Source organism: Acinetobacter brisouii CIP 110357 (assembly GCF_000488275.1).
GTDB classification, from domain to species: Bacteria; Pseudomonadota; Gammaproteobacteria; order Pseudomonadales; family Moraxellaceae; genus Acinetobacter; species Acinetobacter brisouii.
On record NZ_KI530763.1, the window covers coordinates 76,628 to 100,359 of the forward strand.

Below are 23,732 nucleotides of genomic sequence, written 5' to 3' on the forward strand. Positions count from 1 at the left end.
CACTTTCTATTGTTTTTACACGAACAAATATTATTCATTATTACAAATATATCCATTACAATCACTGTATAGAAATAGATCCATGGATGCGTGGCTATAAATACATTTTTCGTCTAGGTCAAAATAAATTAGAATGTCTAGTACCTCCATACGTACTCTTGATTCAACAGAGCTTTTAACCTTAGTAAACCAGCTGACCGATGCGATTCAGCAAAGTATTACGCCCAGTACTCTCTTAGAATATTGCTGTGCACAACTACAGACCAGTGAAGCATGGCTATTTGAACAATATCACCTTTGGGATGAATGCCATTTTTTTCACACGCCTGACAGCTCATTTTCAGAAAATGAGAGTCAGCAGCATATTTCCCAACATGAGTTTAAGCCATGCCATCCTCATATTGCGATGGCCTCAACAAGTAATTCGGCATCGAATTACTGTTCAAAGCTAACTTTTAAACTCACCACGCGTGAAAATCTGACCAGCATTTATTTATATTTACAATTTACAATACCGCAGCCACGGACGCTGTTCACCAGTATGGAATTTGTGTTGTTTCTCAACATTGTCCGTATGTACTTTTCAGAGCGGGCAAGTTTTAAAAATAATTTTTTTCATTCTTTAAATATTAGCGAGTTTTATCAAGATATTGTCGATAATGCGCCTGTCATGATTTACGCGCTTGATGAACAGCAGCGAATTGTGATGTGGAATAAACAATGTGAACACGTCTTCGGCTGGTCAAAACAAGAATTACAACAAGTTGAGCAACCACTAAAACTGTTCTATCCAGATAAAAAATACCGAGATCGGGTCTTAAAACAAACCACAGAAAATACAGGCTCAAAAAAACTCAAGGAATGGAATCCGCTACACCGTGATGGCAATATGCTCACCACCCTTTGGGCGCAGTTATTGCTACCTGACCAGACCACTTTAAATTTCGGAATCGACATTACCGAGCAGCGTAAAACTGAAAAAATCCTGAAAACCCGTGCCAGTATAGATGGATTGACCCAGTGCTTTAACCGTGATGAAATTTTGCATCAGCTTGAGCAACTGCTCGAAGATAGCCCAAATCAGCAGCAGCTTTTGCCTTTTTGTGTCTTTATGCTGGATCTGGATCATTTCAAAAACATTAATGATACTTGGGGGCATTTGGCAGGTGATGAATCCCTGATTCACTTTAGCCAGCTCCTGCGCTCTGCTCGCAAACAAAATATGACTGTTGGGCGTTTTGGTGGTGAAGAGTTTTTACTGATCATGAAAGTTTCGTCGTTGGATGAAGCAATGGAATTTGACAGCAGACTAAGAACAACCCTGCAAAACAATCCATTGACGTATCACGACCAGGCCATCAAACTTAATTACAGTGCAGGTGTAGTACTGATTGAGCAAGGATGCTGTAATTTAACCCACCTACTGACCAGTGTTGATCAAGCTTTATACCATGCAAAAAAAACAGGTCGTGGACGTACCATTCAAGCTGAAGAACATTTTTAAGTTAACAATTTTCTATCACACTGGGCAGAAAAGCGCTCTATGATCTAATTTTGTACAACAATAAGGTTTTTTTAAATATGGCAAATTCAGCAAACTCCCCGACTCGGCGTTTTTTAAAACTTGCAGGGATGACAGCGAGCATTGCCACCAAAACAGTTTCAAATAGCCTGCGCAGCCTAAATGCAGATCAAGACCAAAAAAATGCGGCCAAGTCTAAACTTTTTCAGGAAATTGGAATCCAAATTGCCGATACTCTCGGGCAAATGAAAGGTGCGGTCATGAAAGTGGGGCAAATTGCCTCGCAATACAAAGATATTTTCCCTCCTGAAGTTGCCCAAGCCATTAGTAAATTGCAACGCCAAGCCCCTGCCATGCCTTTTGCTGAAATTAAAATGCAGGTGGAATCGGAGCTAGGACAACCACTTGAAAAAATATTTACTTACTTCAGTGAAACGCCTTTTGCCGCAGCATCAATCGGGCAAGTGCATCGGGCAACCCTAAATAACGGTCAAGACGTAGTAGTCAAAGTCCAATATCCTGGCGTTGATCATGCCTGTGAGAGTGATCTGAAACAGATTCGGCTGGCGCTACGCATGATGGGAATGCTAAAAATTGATAAAGACTTGCAAGATCAGTTATTTAATGAAATTCAAGAAAGCCTTGCCAATGAACTCAACTATGAACTTGAAGCACAAAATCTTGAGATTGCACGAGCATTCCATAAAAAACTAGACTCAAAAGTTATTATTCCACAAGTATTTAAAGAATACTCGACTCGGCATATTTTAACCCTCAGCTTTGAAGCAGGTGAGAGTATTGAACATGCCAGTACATGGTCACAAGAGCTACGGAATGAGTTGGGTAAACGCCTGTTTACTGCTATGGGACAGGAAATTTTTTATTTAAAACGTTTTCACTGCGATCCTCATCCTGGCAATCTGGCATTTCGTCCCGATGGCAGTGTGGTCGTTTATGACTATGGCGGTGTCAAACAGCTTAGCACTGAGCAGGTGCAGTATTTCAAAAAACTGATCTATGCCGCCAGACAGAGCAATATTCTCGAACTGGAAAATGCGCTCACGGAGTTACAAGTCCTGACCGAAAAACAGCGCTTTCCAAACGAGTTGTATCATGATTGGTTAGAAATTCTATTACGCCCGTTAATCCAGCATTATGATTTTGCAGAAAACAGCGCACATCATGATGGGATGTTACTCATGAAGGCTTCTTTAAAATATTGGGATATTTTTAAGCCTTCACCAAACACCTTAATGTTAAATCGAACATTTACAGGGCATTACTGGAATCTGGTGCATTTGAAGGTAAAAGATGATCTCAACAGCCTATTTCATGAGCTAATTCCTGATAACATGTCATAAATCTCTTCTAGAATAAATCCATCTATTCAGAATTGGTTCATCTGATTTTAAACGAGTCGATTGAAACTCAATTTATTGCGAAGCCTAAAATCTATCCTCCTTTTAGGCTTCTTTTTTTATGTGTCAGAACAATGCTATGCTTCGCTGTATTTTGAAAAATCATCGAGGTTACTATGGCTCAAGCCCTGTTAGAGCAATTAAAAAATGGACAAGCTAAATTTGCAGATGTGATGAGTTACATCGAACAGCATTACACCCATACCCCAACCGCTTTTCAAAATGGCGCACAGCATAATGCCAGCACTGAAAATCAAGGCAGTGCTAAAGTCTTTTCGTTTGCACAGTTGAATGGCTTAAACCCAGAAGATACACTTGCATTGTTTGCGGAACATTATGCTGTGGTCTTAGCAACGCCTGAAAGCACTGACCATCAAAACATCCGTCAGTTTATGCAGCATGGCTGGCAAGGGATTAAATTTGAAGGTCAAGCTTTAGCAGCAAAATAATCCTGTATCGCTTTTTCATCAAAAGATAGGCGCTCAGTTGAATGCTGATCAGTTAAGGAGATGATCAATGATCTCCTTAACTTTTTGAAAAAAATAAAAAATAAATACTTAAATCTATGCTATTTTCTAATTTTTACGAATAATAAGCGAAGCCTCGCAAGGAAAGCTGCTTGAAGTGCGGTACTTCCTACCCTAAAACAGTTTTTTCTAAAGTGTTGTCACATTAAAGCATTGCCGAAACATCGCCACAAAATATATCACCACATCAGTTTAAAACTAAAATGCCAGCCAATTTCTTAACCGACCAGCATTCCGTTTTTAAGCGAGTCTTTTATGTTAATTGTCCAAGCGAACCAAATTCGACAGGAATTTTGACATAAAACAAGGACAGCTCTTGCTGCTGCAAATAATCCAGCAACTCATCTGCCTGCTGGGCAGTCACAACCAGCTCAACTTGAATCGGCTGATCTGCAAGCTCAAAAAAACGGCTCGAATGGCTTTCCCCTTGCCGACCTACACTTTCTAATGCACTCAAGATTGTTGCCCCTTGGATCTTAAACTGTTGGGCGACTCCAAGTAACCATTTAGACAACGGCTTACCTCGATATTGAACTTTTTGTTCCGTATAAAAACGCAATAAATAGCCTTGCATATCTGCCTCCAATTCAAGCCTGTGCGGTCAAATAATGATGTGCTGCCATTCCCAGAAAGGTACACAGTAATGAACCGATCAAATGCACCGAGATTGCAAGACACGCTAGGCTGAGTTTGCCATTTTGTAACAAATTCATAATTTCAGCAGAAAAAGTTGAAAATGTTGTCAGTGCACCACAGAACCCTGTAATGACAAATAATTTATAGTTTGGACTCAGGCTACTTTGTGCAAAAAATGCAATCGAAAAGCCAATAATAAAACCACCAATTAGATTGACTGCTACTGTTCCAAGTGGAATTTCTGGGTAAATCGCATTGAGTTTTAAGCCTAAAAACCAGCGTGTCCACGCACCAAGGACAGAGCCTAATGCAATTGAAATGAGCGAATAATACATAATGATCTGTCTCCTTTAGCACAGATCTAAAAGAGCATAAGCAAAGAATGGGTAACGCATAGAAGTACTCCTGACAGAGTACGTACACGAACCTACGTACCCTGTCTAGATGAAGGGTGACGTAGGCATCATTAGCCGATATGGCGGTTTGTTACAGGAGGAATGCCATCTCCTGATCAGGTTATCTTAGACGATTTTTCAACAACATGAAAAATCGTTTTTCCCGATCTTTTTACGGGCGCTCTGCATACTGTGGCAATGCATCACAAATATCATCCCACTCCGCTTTTGATGCTGCAAAAATATGCATGGTTGGTTTTTGTTGTAAAGGCGTATCCAGTGTTCCGATCCGCAAGCGATATAAGTCTGGAGTTTCTGCTTTGACACTGATAATCGGTGAACCACATTCACTACAAAAACAGCGCTGTGTCGTTGCAGTTGACTGATATTTTTTCAGTAAGTGTTCACCCTGCAAAATTTTGAAGTCCGCAACACGAATCGGGGCATTGACTGCATAAGCACTACCATTGGCTTTACGGCAACGCTGGCAATGGCATTCGACTAGATCACCAATTGCACCATGTATTTCGTATTGAATGCCTTGGCATAAACAGCTGCCACGATAGATCGTTTCAGACATTTGTTCTTCCCTCATGTTGTACTTATCATCGCGTCAGCATAACAAAAAAATGTAGGCTTTAGCTTAAAAACTCAACCACGCCTTGTGCCGCAGCACGCCCTGTTGCAAAACAGGCTGTCAGCAAATAACCGCCTGTTGGTGCATCCCAATCCAGCATTTCACCACAGCAAAAAATGCCTGCATGTTGTTTGAGTTGTAAAGCATCACTGAGAACATCTTGCTTCACTCCGCCTGCACAGCTAATCGCTTCATCAATCGGGCGAAAGCCTGTTAAACCAATCGGGAGTTGTTTAATCTGGGCGGCTAAAGCTTCAGGTTGTTGCCACAAGGCTTTCGGCACAAGCTCACGAACTAGATTGGCTTTTGCTGCGTCTAAACCCGCTTTACGCCAGATATTTGCCATGGACTGTTTTTTATGCGGCTGTAGCTTTTGAACCAATTCAACCTGCGTCAATTCGGGCAACAAATCCAAGTAAAGCTGCATGGCAGGCTGCTGGCGCAAGGCACGGTTAAATTTATAAATCAGCCCGCTTTCCAGACCATATTGGGTAATCACAATATCGCCAAGACTAGCCTGCTCAGCATGATCTACCCAAGCTTTAACCCGTTTTAAAGGCTGACCAAACACAGGTTGCATATAGCTTGACCAAACACGTTCCACACCCGCATTACTGGCTTGAAAAGGTTGAATTTCTTCAGGTTTCAGCCATGTTTGCCATACACCGTCACTGCCTAAACGTGACCATGACACTGCGCCACAGGCCAAAATAATCGCCGAGAATTTTTGTTCAATCACAGGAGCATCGGGTGTTTGAGTGTTCTGAAAACACAGCACTTGCTCAGGCTGAATGCCGACACAACGATGCCGATAATGAAACACCACACCTGCATTAGTTAAACGTCTGAGCCACGCACGAAGCAATGGTGCAGCTTTCATTTCAACAGGAAAAATCCGCCCCGACGTACCAATATAAGATTCGATGCCTAAACCACTCATCCATTGACGAATCCAAGTCGCATCCCATTGTTCTAGCCATGGTTTGAGCCAATCGGCATGGTCATAACGCTGAATAAATTCGGGTAAGGCTTCGGCATGGGAAATATTCAGCCCTGTTTTGCCAGCCATCAGAAATTTGCGTGCCGCCGAAGGCATCTGTTCAAACATTTCAACTGCATAACCTGACTGGCTCAACACTTCGGCTGCCATCAACCCCGCAGGCCCTGCCCCGACAATGGCAACTTTAGCCTGCATGGCTTTGTCCCAATAGCGGCATAAAATCATCAAAACGGGTGGTATAATCAGCGGGCTTGCGAATAATCAATTGCTGACACAATTCACCACGCTCCAAATATTTGACTTCAAAATGCGTGCGTGCTGAGTCAGAAGCAATCACCTGTTTTTCATACGGTAATTTCCAAATCTCTTTTAACTGCTGCTCTGCTTCCTCAATATATTCAGGAATATTGCTGGCCAGAGTGATTTGTCCTTCAAACTGTAAACGCGACAGAATGAACTCGAAAAATGGCATGTTCAACCAGCGCTGTGCGGGATTATGCGGTTCAGGATTTGGATACAAAATAAAGAACTGTTCCACCTGTGCAGGATACAGCGCGTGAGTAATCCACGGTAATGCATCGGCATGGATTGGAAATAAATTGTTTAAATTAGATAATTGATGCTGTTTTTGCATCGCTTCAAATTTTTCGCGAGTTCGTTCAATCGCATACAGCTTGGATTGAGGTTGCTGCTGGCCAAACAAAACCGCATGTTTTCCTTTACCTGCACCGATTTCCACACAAACAGGCTGATTTTCAATGGCTTGAAAATCACGGGGCGCTTGCATACGCTGGGCTTGAAATTGACGAAGATGCATAATCAGATCAAACTATTCACAAAATGGCACAAGTCTAACAAGTGCTTGCTCAAATGCCTACCCGAAAACGCTTTTGTAGGAGCTTCTCATGCCTCGTACCTTTCCTTGCCCACGCTGCGGTGAACCCAGTCAATGGGAAGACAATCCCTATCGTCCATTCTGCTCAGAGCGCTGCAAACTGATTGATTTAGGGGCATGGGCAAATGAAGATTATCGTCTGCCCACTCAAGATTCACCACAATCCGATATTTCGCAACAGGACGATGAATTTTAACCGATCATAGATTTCTTTCATCATGCTTCACATCCTCTTTATTTTTCTCTCAGAGAGCAAAATAGAATTGACTGATGAAAGATGCCGCCGATAAAAGCACAAAGCAGGTTTTAACCTGCTTTACTGGCAACAAAAGGATTGAATTGCTTTTCATAGCCAATGGTGCTGATTGGTCCATGCCCTGAAATAAACTGGGTGTCATCGGGCAGGCTAAAGCATTCACGCTGAATCGAATCCAGTAATTGCTGATGATTGCCACGTGGAAAATCAGTGCGACCAATCGAGCCTTTAAACAGGACATCGCCTGTCCAAAGTAGACCATATTCGGCACTATAGAACATCACATGACCTGGTGTATGCCCAGGCGCATAACGCACCTCAAACTGATGTGACCCCAAACTTAAGGTTTCCCCACCTTCAAGCCACTGCGTTACATGAACAGGCTCTGGAATCGGGAAACCATAGCGTGCTGAAACATCCTGCAAGGAATCCAGCCAGAACTGGTCTTCTTGCTGTGGGCCAATCACAGGAACTTGCCACACACGCGCCAGCTCTCCCACCGCACCAACATGATCTAAATGTCCATGCGTGACCCAAAGGGCTTGTACGGTTAGACCAAGTGCTTCGACTTCTTGTTGCAATTTTTGCGCATCACCACCCGCGTCAATCAACACAGCTTGTTTACTATCATCATCCCAAACAATTGAACAATTTTGTGCAAATGCGGTGACAGGAACAATTTTAACTTGAAGCATGGCGATTCTCAGTAACTGGCAAAGGTCTGTTGCAAAGCGGTAAGATGCGCCGACAACAATTGTTCAAACAACTGCAAATGCAGAGGCTGAGTATTTAAAGCAGGAATATAGGCATAAGACTGTCCGCCCTGGGCTTTGAACAGCTCGGCATTTTGAATGGCAAGCTCTTCCAAGGTCTCCAAACAATCTGCCGAAAAAGCAGGGCTGAGTACTTGTACAGATTTGACCCCTTGCTGTGCCCATTCAGTCAGCAAGGCATCGGTATAAGGTTTGACCCACTCTTGCTTACCAAAGCGAGACTGGAAACTGATGGCCCATTGTTCATCACTTAAACCCAAAGCCTGTGCCACTTTGTCTGCGGTGATGCGACAGCGCTCAGCATACGGATCGCCCTTGTCGGCATAAGGCTGTGGAATACCATGAAATGACATGAGCAGTTTTTCAGTGCGACCATGTTCAGCCCAGTAATTGCGTACACTTTCCGCCAATGCCTGAATATATAGTGGGTGCTGATAATAATCGCGAATAATTGTCAAGCCAGGTAAATTACGTTGCTGCATCACCCATTCTGCTAACTGGTCGTACTGCGGTGCAGTCGACGTTGCTGAATACTGCGGAAATAATGGCAAGACCAGCAAATGTTCTTGTGGTGGAAGTTGCTGTAACAGTGCTTTTAGTCCCGGATTGCCATAGCTCATGGCAGGCACAACATTCAGTTCAAAGTCAGGGTACGCCGCTTCAAGTCGTGGCTTTAACCATGCCACTTGCTGAAACATAATTTCTCGCATCGGCGAGTCTTCACCCCAAACAGAGGCATAAGCATGTGCCACCCGTTTTGGGCGAAATGGCAAAATAAAAGCCCGCAAAATAATTTGCCAAAGCAGTTTGGGGATTTCAATAACTCGAGAATCTGACAAAAACTCTTTTAGAAATTCACGTACTGCTGGTACGGTTGCCGCATCTGGCGTGCCTAAGTTGGCTAAAATGACAGTAATCTTGGGTTTATTCACACTGAACCTATCCATTCATGCGCTGATTGTACACTGCTTGCAACATATCATAAGGATGCTTTGTTTGCTGTCATTTTATCGAGCAAACTCAAGCCTTTCTCGGTAAATTTCCACAAGGTGCGTTGACGGTCATCACGCCCAACTGGGACAATCCAGTCACTTTGCCGTAACTGCTGCTTAATGTTTTGCAAGACTCGAAAATTAATCTGAGAACGCGCCACCGCGTGCGCACGTAACATTTGTAGCTGTGCATCCTTTAAACCAGTTTCGTTCAAATAATCATTGATGCGAATGGCAAAATATTCTTCTGGCGTTGGATTTTTGAAGACGCTATATAAGACCTGTAAAATGTCGAGCCACGTCATTCGGCGGCTTAATTTCAGCTCTTTAAAATTACCATCCTGATAAGCATGTAACTGATATTCACACTCAAAAGTGTCTTGACTGGTAATTTTAGGATAACTTAACAATGGATCTGGGGCTTTTTGTGCCAACTGCGTTTCAAGCCCTTTTATTTTTTCTTTAAGCGCAGCGATTTCATTATTTAAAGTTTGTGTATTTTGTGGGCGAACCCATCCCCAAGCAGGGTAGCGAATCAACATATTTGACATGTTCATTCGGACGGTCAATTCAAGCTCACGCGTATTGCGAAAATAAAAAATATGCTCCACTTCCTGCAACAGAATCTTGCGAAAGGCATGAAATTTTTCCTGCACGATATCTGGTTCTTTGGGCAAAAGATCGCGGCGTGACTCAGGGTCTGAATGTACAAAAACAATAATCGGTTTATCTTTACTGACCGCATAAATATATTCGAGCTGCATATAGCTCACGCCAGACATAGACTGCTCACCATAATGGCTGCCCAGCAACATAATCACGTAGTCACAGTCATCAATTTGGCGGCGTGCCAAAGCGGTACTTAAAGGGGTTCTTTGTTCGAGTCCCCAAGCAAAAAAGCCCATTCCAACCAAGGTCTGACACAGTACACTCCGTTCGGGTAACATTTCCTGCCCCGAAGTTGAAATAAACACTTGATATCGTTTATCGACCATAATTATGCTCTTGAGTGTACTGTAAGAAATAAAACAGACTTAATTATAATTCAGCTAAAAAAATAACGATTCAGTATAAATCACAGTACAGGATTTGCAATCTCCCAACGTAAATGTAACGGCATTAAGTGCTCAATCACTGTGACCAACTGAGGAGTCTTGCCACCACTGGCATAGCAGTAAATTTGCGTCCCAGACATCGGTTGATTATTGAGTAAGGCATGTTTGCTTAAAATACGTGATGTTTGTCGGGCTACAGCGACACCCGAATCAATCAGCTTAAGCTGGTTGCCAAAGACCTGCCGAATCGCTTCACTCAAAAATGGATAATGTGTACAGCCCAACACCAAGCAGTCTGCGCCCTGCTCAACGGCAGGAGTCAAACATTGCTTTAATACATCCAAGCAATGCGGAGTCATTTGCTGCCCTGCTTCAATTAAAGGAACCAGTTCCAAAGAGGTGACAGGCAAAACTTTAACGCCTGCCGGCTCTGCAAAATGCTGCATGACATCTTTAATCAGTTGTCCGCGAAAAGTCGCAGGCGTTGCAAGTACAGCAACCACTCTGCTTTTGGTTTGCAGGACTGCAGGCTTCAGTGCAGGGACTAAGCCAATAATCGGAAAATTTTCACCATAGTGTTCACGCAAATAGTCCAGACTAAACGCAGAAGCTGTGTTACACGCCACCACTACAGCTTTACATCCCTGACGATATAGCCATTCGATTGCATTTGCAGTCAACTCACGAATTTCCTGCCCTGAGCGTGGCCCATACGGTACATGTGCGGTGTCCGCAAAATACATAATACGTTCGTTGGGTAAATGTTTGGCAATTTCCTGTACAACAGATAACCCGCCAATTCCTGAATCAAAAATCCCGATAGGCGCATGGGCATCGGCTTTGGGCATGGCTTGGGAAACAAGCGGTCGAGGCTGTATTGCGGTCATGGTCAGACTTCAATGGCAATCAAATATATCTATAAAGCTTAAACCTCAGCTACGTAATTGCAAGAGTAAATCACCACTTTGTAAAGACAAAATGCTGTCCCCTTGCTCAGTTTCACCCAATATTCCATAGTCTATTAAATGATAAAAACAGCTGCGTTGAATCAGCGCATTTAAGCCAAAGCGCAGATGCACATAAGCACGCCACTCACCCTGATACTGCTGCATAAAAATCGGGTGTTCGGCATCCACAATCACAATATCCTGATTGGTGGTGGTCAATTGCAAATAACTTTTTCCATCAAGATTGACCTGATCGACCTGACTGATTTGTAACGGTGCATCCTCAACGGTAATCTCAATCTGCTCGGCAGGCGTCTTTAAAAAAAATGTATCGTTTTCTTTCCAAAGTACACTGGAAAACAGGTCAATCAGGCTTTGGCGCGTGATGCGTTGACCTTCGTGCCACCATTCTCCGTTGGATTTTATGGTTAAATCCATTTTGCCACAATGCTTTGGATGCCATTGGTCAAGAGGGGGAATTGACCTTTTGTGACTTTGCTGTCCATCTTTTAAGTATTGAGTAATCTGTTTAAAATTTTTATCATCGTGACTTGATGTTTTTTTGCTCATATCGGGGGAAATCTTTTGATTTGCCATCGCTTTTATGCCCTATTTGACAGAAAATACAGCCCTCTCAGTCAGTGGACTGAATGCGGTTTAAATCTATACTAACCGAAAATACTGATCTACACCCAAAGAACGCTCATGGCAGCACCAGCTTACAGATTTGGTTGCCACCTTTTTGCAATATGAGGAGTCCTACATGGAGCACATCGAACGTGAATCGATGGAATTTGACGTCGTGATCGTCGGCGCGGGACCTTCTGGTCTTTCTGCCGCAATCAAAATTCGTCAACTCGCAATTGAAAACAATTTACCCGATCTTTCCGTTTGTGTTGTCGAAAAAGGCTCCGAAGTTGGCGCGCATATTCTCTCTGGAGCGGTGCTTGAGCCACGCGCACTGAATGAACTTTTTCCAAACTGGAAAGAAGAAGGTGCTCCGCTGAATGTCCCTGTGACTCAGGACAAAACCTATTTCTTGCTATCAGACAGTACACATAAAGAAGCCCCGCACTGGATGGTACCAAAAACCATGCATAACGATGGCAACTATGTGGTGTCTTTGGGCAATGTAGTACGCTGGTTAGGGCAAAAAGCCGAAGAACTCGAAGTTTCAGTATTTCCAGGCTTTGCTGCATCTGAGATTTTGTTCCATGAAGATGGTTCGGTCAAAGGCATTCAAACAGGTGACATGGGCATTGGCAAAGACGGTCAGCCAACCCATAACTTTGCGCCAGGCTATGAGCTACATGCCAAATACACGCTGTTTGCAGAAGGCTGCCGTGGTCACTTGGGTAAACGCCTGATTGCCAAATACAATCTGGATAAAGATGCAGATCCACAGCACTACGGTATTGGTATTAAAGAACTGTGGGAAATTGATCCTGAAAAACATCAGGCAGGTCTGGTGATGCATGGCACAGGCTGGCCTTTTGCTGAAACAGGCACTGCAGGTGGCTGGTGGTTATATCATGGTGAAAACAACCAAGTGTCTTTGGGCGTGATTGCCGACTTGTCCTATGAAAATCCACATGTGTATCCATTTATGGAAATGCAGCGCTGGAAAACCCATCCACTAATCAAGCAAGTTCTGGAAGGTGGTAAACGTATTTCCTATGGTGCGCGTGCTGTAGTTAAAGGTGGTTTTAACTCACTACCGAAACTGACGTTCCCAGGCGGCTGCCTGATCGGTGATGATGCAGGCTTCCTGAACTTTGCCAAAATCAAAGGCTCACATACTGCCATGAAATCAGGCATGCTTTGTGGTGAGGCGATCTTTGAAGCCATCGCTGCGGGCGTAGCACAAGGTGGTGAAGTTGGTTTTGCCCGTGTCACTGAAGGCGATGATGTCTTTATTAAAGAAGTCATCACCTACACACAAAAATATGAAAATAGTTGGCTCAAAGAAGAGTTATATAACTCGCGCAACTTTGGCCCTGCGATGCATAAATTCGGCACTTGGATTGGCGGTGGATTCAACTTTATTGACCAAAATGTGTTCCGCATTCCATTTACGTTGCATGACCTGTTGCCTGACTTCCAAGCATTAAAAACGGTGGATGCAGTCAACTTTAAACCTGACTATCCAAAACCAGATGGCAAACTGACTTTTGACCGTTTGTCATCGGTGTTTATTTCCAATACCGTACATGAAGAAAATCAGCCATCACATTTGAAACTGGCAGATGCTTCGATTCCTGTGAACGTGAATCTGCCAAAATGGGATGAGCCTGCACAGCGTTACTGCCCTGCTGGGGTGTATGAGATTGTGGAAGAGAATGACGGTTCAAAACGCTTCCAGATTAACTCGGCCAACTGTGTACACTGTAAAACCTGTGATATTAAAGACCCATCACAGAACATTACCTGGGTGGCTCCTGAAGGTGGTGGCGGGCCAAACTACCCGAATATGTAAGGTTTAGAACCTGCATTTTATCTCTAAATCTTGCCCAGAGAGTGATGACCAAGTGTCATCACTCTCTGAAGTTCTCAATTACCTGTCATGTTGAACAGACCAGTCACCGCGTTTACAGATCTTTATCATTTAGACAAATATGCGCTGTTTTATGTTGATTGAAACTTCCTGATCCCGATCTTTTTAAAGAACAACTGATAATACCCAGACAGATAAAAACCGCACCCAGTAAAATATTCAGACTCAATGGCTCGTGCAACTGCACATGTCCAAAGAACATCCCCAATAAAGGCACACTCATAATTGAAATAGACGCGAGTGAAGCATCAATTTGACTGACAATCCAGTTCCACAGTAAAAATGCCAGCGCAGTCCCTAACACCGAACTATAGCCGACATACAGCAGTGTCATGTTGTTATGCCAAGCCAGATGGCTCAGATCTTCCGTGGCATATGCCAGCACATACAGCATTAGCCCGCCCATAAACAGTTGCCACATGGTCAGTTTGATTTTGTCATAACTTGCAAACTGCTTTTTCATATACACCGTTGCACATGCCCAAAAGAACGCTGCCAAAATAATTAATAGCTCGCCAAACAAGGTCAGATTAAATTTTAAATGTAATAACTGATTGGACAAAATAATCAGAATCCCCAACGTACCTAAACCTAGCCCGATCAGTTTTTGTGTATTTAGCCGTTCTGCCAGAAAATAGTGGGCTAACACCCCAATGATAATCGGCATGGTATACACCAAAATTGCAGACAGTCCCGAACCCACATATTGCATGCCAAAGGTTGAAAGTCCGTAATAACCAATACACATCAGACCGCTTAGCAACAGAATTTTTGCCCATTCATGCCGACTCGGAAAGATCGATTTTTTCAGGAAAATTTGCAACAGCAATAAACACAATCCGCCAATCAGCAAACGTAATGCTGTGAAGAAGAACGGGGGAAACGTGTGTAAACTAATTTTCATAGGCACCCACAGGTAGCCCCACGTCAGGCACAGCAGAAAAATTGCCGCAAATACTCGTGGATTCATTTCAATTACAGCCATCAAGTCAAATCAAGTACACAGCTTAGAGTGTTTTTAACATTAAAAAAAATGTTCTTAATTTATATATCCATCTATTTTTTTGATACCATAAATCTTCCCACTGTACAGAAGGTCTGAAGATGATCAACATTGATTTAAGCGATATTAAAGCCTTTGTGGTCACAGCAGATTTGGGTAGCTTGTCTGCGGCTGCACAGCATTTGGGGCATTTACAGTCCAACATGACGGTAAAAATCAAAAAAATCGAAAATTACTATAAATATCCGCTCTTTGTACGCCAACCTAAAGGTGTAGAACTGACCCCGAAAGGCCAATTGGTCTATGCCCAATATAAAAAGATGTTGGCCATTTGGGAAGAAACCGAGCAAAAAGTTGCTGCACAAAATAACATTTTAAAATTTGGGATTAACTCCACCATGCGTGGCAATCACTTTGCCGAAATGATTCATACGCTGTATCAGCAGTATCCAAAGCTTTCTTTGACTTTTAAGACAGGTATTACCAAATCTTTAGAGTCACAAGTGGCAGAAGGCTTACTGGATTTTGCCTATATTTTTGGAGATCCACTGAATAAAAAGCTGGATTATCTTGCCAATGGTGAAGAAGAGCTGGTGTTAATTGGCAAAGGCCTAGGTGCAGATCTTGCTGAAAATCTTTCCAATCATCAAATTTTATGTTTGTCGGAAGATTGCTGCTATATGACTATTTTAGATAGTTTGTACCAGTCGTATAATTTGCCACAGACTGAGAAAATTTATATTTCAGAATTAGAAGACCTGATTTGCTTCTCACAACTCGGACTTGGCATTGCCTTAATCGCCAGAAGCCTGATCAAAAAATATAAAATTGAGCATTATATTGAAATTCCAGAAAATTTAAGAATCATGAAAGGCTATATCATTTCTCGAAAGCATCACAAATTCAGCCCGATTGAAAAAGATTGCATTGCGCTCAGTCAGCGTTGTGCCCTGCTTTAATAACGCATTTGGATCAATGATTTTTGCGGATCAGAACAGGTTGACTGCCCTTCTGCATTAAGATTAAGAGTTTTTACTTCAATGTCGTGATGGTTTACTGTGACAAGCAATCTGGCAAATTTTAAAGGCATGAGTCTGTTATTGACGATCATGCAATAATTCACAGTCTTGTAAATAGACCAACAGTTGATCTAGTTGTTGCTGATACTGTTTTTCATTCCACTCTGGAAAATACTGCTCAAGCATCTGTGTTAACTGTTCAGTCGATTGGGAGGCTTGACTGAGTGGTTCGATTAAAATTGCCATGACAGGATGCAGCACATCAACCCGAATCTGATCTTGTGCATCACGCCACGCCATAATCGCGCTCGGCTGCGGTTGGCATTCATCGATAGACATGCCCGCCTGCCACTGATACACGGGATACTGATATACCAATACCCAAACTTGTGTTGTGAGTTGCCACTGTTCTGAGTTTTCTAATGTACGGTCTGATAATTCGATCGTATCCAGATACAGCTCCAGCCATTCATATTGCAACAGCTCAGCCAACCACGGATATTGCTCAAGGGTAGCGTGTTGCTCCCGATTGAGATAGTCACGAAATTGCAGGGAAATTTCATTATAAAATGGCGACGGACATTGTTCTTTGGCAAAGAAATCATGAATCAACTGCTGCCACAGTGACTCAGGGAGCAGACTTTTGGCAATCGGGTAAACATTGTCAATAAAACTGGCGATATTGTTCAACAGTAGTTCACGGTACAACTGCAAACGCTCAGGTTGTAGCTGCGGCAACTGCGCAGGATCAGCCTGCCGAATAGCTTGGCAAAACTGATGTTGAACCTGCTGAAAATCAGGCTTGGTTTGCATCTGCATACCCCTGCTGAATCTGTCGGATCTGTTGCAATTCTTGCTGTAACTCGAACCATGTAGGCAGATTAAAATCCCGCTCTAATAGTGTCGGACGCACACCAATGTGCTGATAGGTGTATCTCAATAAATCCCAGACAGGATCAACAATCGCAGCGCCATGGGTATCGATCAATAAATCAGGGCTAACCTGCTGATGCCCTGCAACATGCAGATAACGTACCCGTTCAGGCGGCATGGCACGAATAAATGCCTGCGCATCACTGCCGTGATTGATACTGTTGACATAGACATTGTTGACATCGAGTAACAACTCACAATCCGCAGCGTCAAGGACTGCAACAACAAATTCGGCTTCGGTCATTTCTGCCGCAGGTATGGCATAGGTTGAGACATTTTCTATCACCAAACGCTGCCCTAAAATGTCCTGTACCTTTAAAATCCGCTCGGCAACATAGCTGACAGCAGCTTCAGTCATCGGAATAGGCAGTAAATCATACAAATAGCCACCATCGTGGCTATAGCTTAAATGTTCTGAGTACAATAGTGCATTATGCTGTTTCAAGAACTGTTTAATCTGTCCGACAAATTCCAGATTTAGCGGATGCGACCCGCCAATCGACAATGATAAGCCATGACAAATCAACGGTGTTCGCTCAACACATGCCGCAAACTGTTTGGCATGTCGCCCGCCAAAACCCATCCAGTTTTCAGGGGCAACTTCGATAAAATCAGGTAACTGATTAGCCCGCAAAAATGCATCGATCAGCTCGCGCCGCAATCCCAAACCGACACCTGTCAAATTATGCATGCCATTCCTCAATACATCACCCTGTCAACAGTTGTCAGGTTAGCATCAGCTTTAGGTTAGTGGTTGCTACCACATGAAGCATCGCCAGCTTTATGACCACCACAAGAAGCATCAGCAGCTTTTTTATGCTGCACTGTTTTATGTTGCGTTGATTTTTTCATCATCGCGCGTTTGGCTTCACCACATTGACCATCTTTGGCTTTACTGCTTTGCACACTGCTGGCTGAAGCGGGCTGATTGTCCGCTGCATGGGCTGCTGTACCTGTTACTGACAATGCCAATAGTGCAGCAACTGAGGTCATACTATGTAATTTATTCATCGTGCTTTCCTAACTCAATCGGGATGTAAAAATGATCATGTACCAAGGTACACAAAGAGGCGGTTAAAGTACCGATTTGTGACAATCAGCATGCATTTTGCGACCCAGATACCATTTCAAGCTAAGTTTAATCTTTCAAGCTTAATGCTAAATACGCTTTCATTATTTTTTTGTAGCTTATTGCATTTTTCCTGATCGGATTAAGCATTTTGAACTCTTCAACGCTTAAAGGTACACCTGTATATTTTTCGGTTCCGATCTCAATCCTGTATATTTTATATCAGCATCAATGAGATCTGTAGAGAGCCATGCATTGATCTGGATGGCCCATTCAAGTAACCCATACTTTTGTCAGGCTTAACCCTTTTTCACCAAGTAATGGTATTCCTTCTTCTGTTGCTCATCGAGCTGCTCTTCCTGCAACAACAGTTCATGTCCCAAATGCATACAAAACTTTGGAATGTCCCATGAGGTTGAGGGATCAGTCGCAAACACCTCTACCACTTCACCTGATTTGGCTTTACGAATCGCTTGATGCAACATCATGACAGGTTCAGGGCAACGCAGCCCACGGGTATTGAGTTGAATGGCAGGAGTAACAGGAGCTTCAGACATGGTAAACCCAAGATAAAAAATCGACTTTATTTTAGCATAAAGTACAACAGGACTTGTTTTTTCTCAATTCGTTGTATTGTCGTTGCAAGATGCAGTTTATTAGATGCATCTCGGTTTTTTCTTCGGTATGATTGAGGCCCATTCAGTAAAAAAACACCCATTTTAGGAACAATCATGCACGAGGAATCAAGCCCATCGTGGGGGATGCGAGGCTTAAGAAAATGGTTAGGCACAGCGCCTGAAACCCGAGATGAATTATTAAAACTTGTCCAAGATTCTCGCCGTTTTTTAGAACCCGATACAGTGGCCATGCTTGAAGGCGTGCTGGACTTACCTGCCACCAAAATTCGCGAAGTCATGACACCCCGTACCGCCATGATCAGCTTACAAGAAGATGACGAACTGCTCGACATTTTGCATGTCCTGATTGATTCGGCACATTCACGCTTTCCTGTGTTTTCAACCGACCAGCCTGAAAATGTGGTGGGGATTTTACTGGCAAAAGATTTATTGCCATTTTTGATTGACCCGAAAGCCAAACTCGATATTCGTGCGATTATGCGCCAGCCTGTGTTCGTGCCTGAAAGTGCCCGTTCTGACCAAGTGCTGCGTATGCTCAAAAACACTCAGACCCATATTGCGATTGTGATTGATGAATACGGTGCAACCTCTGGTCTGGTTACGCTCGAAGATATCTTAGAAGAAATTGTCGGGGAAATTGAGGATGAACATGACACGGCAGATGAAGAAGCCAGTTATATTGTCCCTGACCCGAAACATAACACTGCCAACGCATGGCTGGTGCAAGCACTGACTCCAATTGAATATTTTAACAGTGTACTAGATGCCGATTTCTCAGATGATGAAGTTGAAACAGTTGGTGGTTTACTGTTACAAGAACTCGGTTTAGTTAATGATTTGCAGGGACAAGTGATTGAACTGAACCAATGGCAATTTACCATTTTAGAAGCTGATGCACGTACAATTCATCTAATTCAGGCTGTGCGTCAATGAGTCAAATCTTCATCGCAAAATCTTCTAAAAATAATAGCACGGCAAAACTTCCACTTTGGCTCGGTAGCCTGATTGCCTTACTGGCAGGTTCCGCCTTTATTTTCGCTTTAGCGCCCTATTATATTTGGATTGTGGCACTGATTAGTCCTGCCGTCTTATATGCTTGCCTGCAACATCGTTCTGCCCCTCAAGCCTTACTGATTGGCTGGTGTTACGGTTTCGGCTTGTGGTTTGTGGGTGCATTTTGGTTATACACCTCGATTCATGAATACGGCGATACCAGTGCCTTTGTCAGTGTGTTACTGATCGCAATTATGGCCAGCATTATGGCCCTGTTTAGTGCGCTACAAGCTTGGGTCTACCGACGCTTTTTCCCTGAAACACCGCTGACTTTTGCACCCCTCTGGGTGTTTTTTGAATGGGCAAAAACCTGGGTGTTTACAGGCTTTCCGTGGCTATTTGTCGGTTATGCATTTACCGAGCGCTTTTTAGACCAATATGCACCACTATTTGGGGTCTTTGGAATCTCGTTTATTGCGGTAACAATTGCCTGTGGTCTGGTGGAAATCATTCGGCGCAAATGGTTTTGGGCTGTACCGATCGTGGTCTTGCTGGCAGGTGCATGGGCCGCTTCGTTTGTGGTATTTGTACAGCCAAAAGCCGAGAAACCGCTACAGGTATCGTTGATTCAGGGCAATATCCCGCAAGATCTGAAATGGCTGACCAGCTATCAGAACCGTACACTGGACATTTACCACGACTTAAGCGCTCCTGAATGGGGTCGTGATCTGGTGGTTTGGCCAGAGTCTTCGATTCCGATGCCGCAAACTGCCATTGAGCCATTTTTACAAGACATTAACCGTCAAGCGCTTGCCAAACATTCGGCATGGGTGACAGGCATCCCTTACTTTGATGAAGCTGGTTCGATCAAGGCACAAAAACCGTTGTTCTATAATGCCCTGATGGCTTCTGGCGAACAGGCTTCTGGGTTATACCAGAAACAGCGTCTTGTGCCATTTGGTGAATACGTGCCACTGGCAGGCTTACTCAAGTGGGTTTTGCCATCACTGCAAAATGATGCCAGTGCAGGTGGATTTACCGCAGGTCAGTTAGGGCAAAAACCACTGTCTGTAAAGGGACACAATTTAGGTTCAGTGATTTGTTATGAAGTCGCTTATCCAAATCTGACCCGCCTGAACGCCGAACATAGTGACTTTATGGTGACAGTGTCCAATGATGCATGGTTTACAGGCACCGCAGGCCCTTGGCAGCATTTACAAATGGTTCAGATGCGTGCCAAAGAAAATGGACGCTGGTTTATTCGTGCCACCAATACAGGGGTGACTGCGTTTATTGATGCACAAGGACATATTGTCAAACAGGCACCTCAAGATAAAACCTTTGTATTGCGCGGTGACTTGCCTGCATATACAGGTCAAACCTTGTATAACCGTTTGGGCAATGCGCCTGTGCTGATCTTCTGTCTATTGTTGTTATTGCTGAGTTTGCGCTATCGTCCACGTCAGATTGACGTGTCGTTTAAGTCTCGTCGTTAATTCAAGCAACGTGTTGGTTGCATCTGGGTAGCCAACACGATCAATCATTTAATACTGAAAATTCATCACCAAATATGTGACTACACCAGCCAAAAACAGCATGGGTAGATGCTGATAGATGCGTATGATGCGTTGCTCAAATGGATATTTGATACCACTCACTGACAGCGTTAAAATTTGCAATGCACCAATAAAACCTAAACTTGTGCAGGATGCAAATAAACTCAGCGCAAAGAATCCCAAAACGATCTGACTTTCAGCATGACTGACATGCCATAAAACATCTGCCACATGCTTTGCGGGCAATAAACTGGCAATTAAACACACTGATTTAAGCATTTTCCAGTGCAACTCATGCACATCATCCAAGAATAAGGTTTTCATGCTTTATCTCTTCCGATAAAAACATTGTCTTTTGCATTATGCGAAGTTTTAAAACCAAGAAACAGCCTGATTTCCGTCCATCTTTAGAGTTTCTTGTAACTATTGGCTTTGATAATTATTCTTGTTCTAAATTAAGATGTTAAATTATTCTTGATGACTGCTTTTCAGGTAAATTTTGCATTTTTTCAGTGTCAGACTTGTCAACATCCAGACAAATCTTGCATAGTGCTGTCAAATTCAAAATAAGTGATGTTTATGCCTTTACCATTTCGGATTCGAGTTGCTATTCCTGTTCATTTATATGACTGTTTTGATTACACCTTGAGTGCAGAGCAGTATCAGCAGGCAGAAATGGGCGCACGTGTAGCAGTTCCATTCGGGGCGCGGCATTGTATTGGCATCATTGTGGAAAAACTGGCAGCCGATGAACCGCTTGACCCACGTTTTGAGTTAAAAGCCATTCATGCCTTACTGGATCAGCACAGCTTGCTGGATGCCAATCATCTGAAACTATTGCATTGGGCAGCGTTGTACTATCATTTTCCCCTCGGAGAAGTGTTGCCCGTGGCCTTTCCAACGCTGCTGCGTCAGGGCAAACCCTATGATGTTTTGGCAAAAATCTGGGTACTCACAGATCCTCAAGCTGACGTGGCATTTAAGAATGCGCATCGTCAGCAAGAAGCCTACAAAATTTTAAAACTCAAACCACACGGTACACCACAGCATATTTTAAATGCCAGCGGGATTGAAAATAAAACCCTTGAAGCCCTCGCCAAAAAAGGGATTGCTCATGCAGAATATCAGCATCAGGAGATTAAAAACGAGCCTGTACAACTGGCACAACTACCACTGAAAGCCAATACTGACCAAAGCAAAGCCATTCAAAGTATTTTAAAGGCACAGCAACAGTTTCAGGCATTTTTACTGGATGGGATTACAGGCAGCGGTAAAACCGAAGTGTATTTGCAAGTCATGTACGAAGTACTGAAAAAAGGCAAACAGGTCTTGGTGCTGGTGCCCGAAATTGGGCTGACCCCGCAAACCATTCATCGTTTTCAGTCGCGTTTTCACGGTCATACCGTGCTGCTCCATTCTGGGTTAAGCGATGCACAGCGTTTACAAGCATGGCAACAGGCACAAACGGGACACGCTTCGATTATTTTGGGAACGCGCTCTGCTATTTTCACCCCACTGCCCAATCTTGGCTTGATCATTTTAGATGAAGAACATGATCTGTCTTTTAAACAGCAGGAAGGCTTTCGCTATCACACCCGTGAAGTCGCCTTGTATCGGGCACATCTGCAACATTGCCCAATTATTTTAGGTTCAGCCACCCCAAGTATGGAAAGCTATGCCTTGGTCGAGCAAGGCAAACTGACACATTTGCAACTCAACCAGCGCGCGGGTCATGCTGTCTTACCGCAAATGCACATTATTGACCTGAAAATTGCCCAGAAACAACATGGGCTGAGTCAGCAGTTAATTCAGCAGATTCGGCAGCGGCTTGAGAAAAAACAGCAGGTTTTAATCTTTCTAAATCGGCGAGGTTATGCACCTGTTCTGATTTGCGAGCAATGTGCATGGCTAGCGAACTGCCCACGTTGCGATGCGCATTTCACCTTGCACACCAAGCCCTATCAGCATTTGCACTGTCACCACTGCGGTCTGGTACAGCGTTTACCTGAGCGCTGCCCTGCCTGTAACCATGAGAGCTTAAAACCGATTGGCATGGGCACAGTCAAAATTGAAGAAGCCCTCCAAGAACTGTTTCCTGAATACCCTGTGCTACGAGTTGACCGTGACAGTACCAGTCGGGTGGGAAGCTGGCAGAAAATTTATGATCAGATTCAGCAAAATCAACCGCTCATTTTATTGGGTACACAAATGCTGGCCAAAGGGCATCATTTTCCGTATGTCAGTCTGGTGGCACTTCTGGATATTGATGCTGGCTTGCTCAGCGTTGACTTTCGTGCCACAGAACGCACTGCGCAATTGATTATTCAAGTCGCAGGACGTGCAGGACGCGGTGAACACAAAGGTGATGTGCTAATTCAAACCTTACGCCCCGAGCATCCCCTGTTTCATATGCTGCTAGAAAAAGACTACCGCTACTTTGCCCAGCACACCCTCAAAGAACGCAAACTGGCACAATTTCCGCCGTATCGCTACACAATGCTGGTGCGTAGTCAAACTCGCAATGCCACCGACAATCAGGCATTTTTACAGCAGATTGCCAACCAGCTTCGTAACGCCGCAGGCAACGAAATCGAGATTTGGGGGCCAATTCCTGCGCCGATGGAACGTAAGGCGGGACGCCATCAGGCACATTTACTCCTGTTGGCAACAGATCGTACCCGCTTGCACATGCACGTGCGAGCTTGGTGGGCAGAAGTCATACAACAACAGCCGAAAAATATCCGAGTTTCGATTGATGTCGATCCACAGGAATTGAACTAACACAACTACGACCATTTACGGGCATTGTCTGCAATATTGCTGTTTATAATATATGGATCAAAGAGATAAAGTTGGCTACTTGACTCGATGTTTGGGTTTGGTTGATGTTCTGCTGTTCAATATTAAGGCTGAT

Annotated in this window: 25 protein-coding genes and 1 riboswitch; of the genes, 9 read left to right on the forward strand and 16 right to left on the reverse strand. The window is 43.6% G+C overall.

Features of this window, described 5'->3' with window-relative positions:
- Nucleotides 1-133 precede the first annotated feature (133 nt).
- The 3 genes from P255_RS11235 to P255_RS11245 all read left to right on the forward strand — a co-directional run bounded on the left by P255_RS11235 (nt 134) and on the right by P255_RS11245 (nt 3,389).
- Nucleotides 134-1,504 carry a sensor domain-containing diguanylate cyclase gene (locus P255_RS11235; RefSeq protein WP_004902310.1) on the forward strand — a complete coding sequence of 457 codons (1,371 nt, stop codon included), beginning with the start codon at nt 134-136 and terminating at the stop codon, nt 1,502-1,504.
- A 77-nt stretch (nt 1,505-1,581) separates the two neighbouring features.
- Nucleotides 1,582-2,883, forward strand: a complete 1,302-nt coding sequence (locus tag P255_RS11240) for an ABC1 kinase family protein (protein WP_004902312.1) — start codon at nt 1,582-1,584, stop codon at nt 2,881-2,883.
- Between the two features lie 173 nt (nt 2,884-3,056).
- Nucleotides 3,057-3,389, forward strand: a complete 333-nt coding sequence (locus tag P255_RS11245; protein WP_004902314.1) for a HopJ type III effector protein — start codon at nt 3,057-3,059, stop codon at nt 3,387-3,389.
- 331 nt (nt 3,390-3,720) lie between these two features.
- Here P255_RS11245 and P255_RS11250 read toward each other — a convergent pair whose 3' ends face one another.
- The 5 genes from P255_RS11250 to P255_RS11270 all read right to left on the reverse strand — a co-directional run bounded on the left by P255_RS11250 (nt 3,721) and on the right by P255_RS11270 (nt 6,958).
- Nucleotides 3,721-4,041 carry a DUF190 domain-containing protein gene (locus tag P255_RS11250; RefSeq protein WP_004902316.1) on the reverse strand — a complete coding sequence of 107 codons (321 nt, stop codon included), beginning with the start codon at nt 4,039-4,041 and terminating at the stop codon, nt 3,721-3,723.
- 13 nt (nt 4,042-4,054) lie between these two features.
- Nucleotides 4,055-4,438: a fluoride efflux transporter CrcB gene (gene crcB, locus P255_RS11255; RefSeq protein WP_004749785.1), complete on the reverse strand. Its 384-nt coding sequence runs from the start codon at nt 4,436-4,438 to the stop codon at nt 4,055-4,057.
- Between the two features lie 115 nt (nt 4,439-4,553).
- Nucleotides 4,554-4,620, reverse strand: a riboswitch (Fluoride riboswitch).
- 50 nt (nt 4,621-4,670) lie between these two features.
- Nucleotides 4,671-5,078, reverse strand: coding sequence for a GFA family protein (locus P255_RS11260; RefSeq protein ID WP_004902319.1), 408 nt, complete (start codon nt 5,076-5,078; stop codon nt 4,671-4,673).
- Between the two features lie 58 nt (nt 5,079-5,136).
- Nucleotides 5,137-6,330, reverse strand: a complete 1,194-nt coding sequence (locus P255_RS11265) for a TIGR03862 family flavoprotein (protein WP_004902323.1) — start codon at nt 6,328-6,330, stop codon at nt 5,137-5,139.
- Nucleotides 6,320-6,958, reverse strand: coding sequence for a class I SAM-dependent methyltransferase (locus tag P255_RS11270; RefSeq protein WP_171063636.1), 639 nt, complete (start codon nt 6,956-6,958; stop codon nt 6,320-6,322). The genes P255_RS11265 and P255_RS11270 overlap by 11 nt, the downstream gene beginning before the upstream one ends.
- An 82-nt stretch (nt 6,959-7,040) precedes the next feature.
- Between P255_RS11270 and P255_RS11275 the strand changes: the two genes are divergently transcribed.
- A complete protein-coding gene (locus P255_RS11275) occupies nt 7,041-7,226 on the forward strand; it encodes a DNA gyrase inhibitor YacG (RefSeq protein WP_004749790.1) in 186 nt (61 codons plus the stop codon).
- A gap of 110 nt (nt 7,227-7,336) precedes the next feature.
- Here the strand turns inward: P255_RS11275 and P255_RS11280 are convergent, their stop codons facing one another.
- The 5 genes from P255_RS11280 to P255_RS11300 all read right to left on the reverse strand — a co-directional run bounded on the left by P255_RS11280 (nt 7,337) and on the right by P255_RS11300 (nt 11,650).
- Complete coding sequence (locus P255_RS11280; RefSeq protein WP_004902328.1) at nt 7,337-7,981, reverse strand: MBL fold metallo-hydrolase; 645 nt, start codon at nt 7,979-7,981, stop codon at nt 7,337-7,339.
- An 8-nt stretch (nt 7,982-7,989) separates the two neighbouring features.
- The gene (hemH, locus tag P255_RS11285; RefSeq protein WP_004902330.1) at nt 7,990-9,006 is read right to left on the reverse strand and encodes a ferrochelatase; all 1,017 of its coding nucleotides are present in this window, start codon (nt 9,004-9,006) and stop codon (nt 7,990-7,992) included.
- Between the two features lie 32 nt (nt 9,007-9,038).
- Nucleotides 9,039-10,046: a DUF4062 domain-containing protein gene (locus P255_RS11290; RefSeq protein WP_004902331.1), complete on the reverse strand. Its 1,008-nt coding sequence runs from the start codon at nt 10,044-10,046 to the stop codon at nt 9,039-9,041.
- Nucleotides 10,047-10,126: 80 nt separating this feature from the next.
- Nucleotides 10,127-10,993 carry a glutamate racemase gene (gene murI / locus P255_RS11295; RefSeq protein ID WP_004902336.1) on the reverse strand — a complete coding sequence of 289 codons (867 nt, stop codon included), beginning with the start codon at nt 10,991-10,993 and terminating at the stop codon, nt 10,127-10,129.
- 45 nt (nt 10,994-11,038) lie between these two features.
- Nucleotides 11,039-11,650 carry a DUF1285 domain-containing protein gene (locus P255_RS11300; RefSeq protein ID WP_004902339.1) on the reverse strand — a complete coding sequence of 204 codons (612 nt, stop codon included), beginning with the start codon at nt 11,648-11,650 and terminating at the stop codon, nt 11,039-11,041.
- Nucleotides 11,651-11,816: 166 nt separating this feature from the next.
- Here P255_RS11300 and P255_RS11305 point away from each other — a divergent pair, with 166 nt between their 5' ends.
- Nucleotides 11,817-13,529, forward strand: coding sequence for an electron transfer flavoprotein-ubiquinone oxidoreductase (locus P255_RS11305; RefSeq protein WP_004902340.1), 1,713 nt, complete (start codon nt 11,817-11,819; stop codon nt 13,527-13,529).
- A gap of 112 nt (nt 13,530-13,641) precedes the next feature.
- Here the strand turns inward: P255_RS11305 and P255_RS11310 are convergent, their stop codons facing one another.
- Nucleotides 13,642-14,577 (reverse strand): DMT family transporter, encoded by a 936-nt coding sequence (locus P255_RS11310; RefSeq protein WP_044450461.1) that lies wholly within the window; start codon nt 14,575-14,577, stop codon nt 13,642-13,644.
- A gap of 137 nt (nt 14,578-14,714) precedes the next feature.
- Here P255_RS11310 and P255_RS11315 point away from each other — a divergent pair, with 137 nt between their 5' ends.
- Nucleotides 14,715-15,569 carry a LysR family transcriptional regulator gene (locus tag P255_RS11315; RefSeq protein WP_035365573.1) on the forward strand — a complete coding sequence of 285 codons (855 nt, stop codon included), beginning with the start codon at nt 14,715-14,717 and terminating at the stop codon, nt 15,567-15,569.
- A 138-nt stretch (nt 15,570-15,707) separates the two neighbouring features.
- Here the strand turns inward: P255_RS11315 and P255_RS11320 are convergent, their stop codons facing one another.
- The 4 genes from P255_RS11320 to tusA all read right to left on the reverse strand — a co-directional run bounded on the left by P255_RS11320 (nt 15,708) and on the right by tusA (nt 18,188).
- The gene (locus tag P255_RS11320) at nt 15,708-16,442 is read right to left on the reverse strand and encodes an HvfC family RiPP maturation protein (protein WP_004902353.1); all 735 of its coding nucleotides are present in this window, start codon (nt 16,440-16,442) and stop codon (nt 15,708-15,710) included.
- Nucleotides 16,426-17,253: an HvfB family MNIO-type RiPP peptide maturase gene (locus tag P255_RS11325; RefSeq protein WP_004902357.1), complete on the reverse strand. Its 828-nt coding sequence runs from the start codon at nt 17,251-17,253 to the stop codon at nt 16,426-16,428. The genes P255_RS11320 and P255_RS11325 overlap by 17 nt, the downstream gene beginning before the upstream one ends.
- A 56-nt stretch (nt 17,254-17,309) precedes the next feature.
- Nucleotides 17,310-17,573 (reverse strand): hypothetical protein, encoded by a 264-nt coding sequence (locus P255_RS11330; RefSeq protein WP_004902359.1) that lies wholly within the window; start codon nt 17,571-17,573, stop codon nt 17,310-17,312.
- A gap of 357 nt (nt 17,574-17,930) precedes the next feature.
- Nucleotides 17,931-18,188: a sulfurtransferase TusA gene (gene tusA / locus P255_RS11335; RefSeq protein ID WP_004749802.1), complete on the reverse strand. Its 258-nt coding sequence runs from the start codon at nt 18,186-18,188 to the stop codon at nt 17,931-17,933.
- Nucleotides 18,189-18,362: 174 nt separating this feature from the next.
- Here tusA and P255_RS11340 point away from each other — a divergent pair, with 174 nt between their 5' ends.
- Nucleotides 18,363-19,202 (forward strand): CBS domain-containing protein, encoded by an 840-nt coding sequence (locus P255_RS11340; protein ID WP_004902362.1) that lies wholly within the window; start codon nt 18,363-18,365, stop codon nt 19,200-19,202.
- A complete protein-coding gene (gene lnt, locus P255_RS11345; RefSeq protein ID WP_004902365.1) occupies nt 19,199-20,758 on the forward strand; it encodes an apolipoprotein N-acyltransferase in 1,560 nt (519 codons plus the stop codon). The genes P255_RS11340 and lnt overlap by 4 nt, the downstream gene beginning before the upstream one ends.
- 48 nt (nt 20,759-20,806) lie before the next feature.
- Here the strand turns inward: lnt and P255_RS11350 are convergent, their stop codons facing one another.
- Nucleotides 20,807-21,142, reverse strand: a complete 336-nt coding sequence (locus tag P255_RS11350; protein ID WP_004902368.1) for a hypothetical protein — start codon at nt 21,140-21,142, stop codon at nt 20,807-20,809.
- Nucleotides 21,143-21,397: 255 nt separating this feature from the next.
- Between P255_RS11350 and P255_RS11355 the strand changes: the two genes are divergently transcribed.
- Nucleotides 21,398-23,599 carry a primosomal protein N' gene (locus P255_RS11355; RefSeq protein WP_004902371.1) on the forward strand — a complete coding sequence of 734 codons (2,202 nt, stop codon included), beginning with the start codon at nt 21,398-21,400 and terminating at the stop codon, nt 23,597-23,599.
- Nucleotides 23,600-23,732 lie beyond the last annotated feature (133 nt).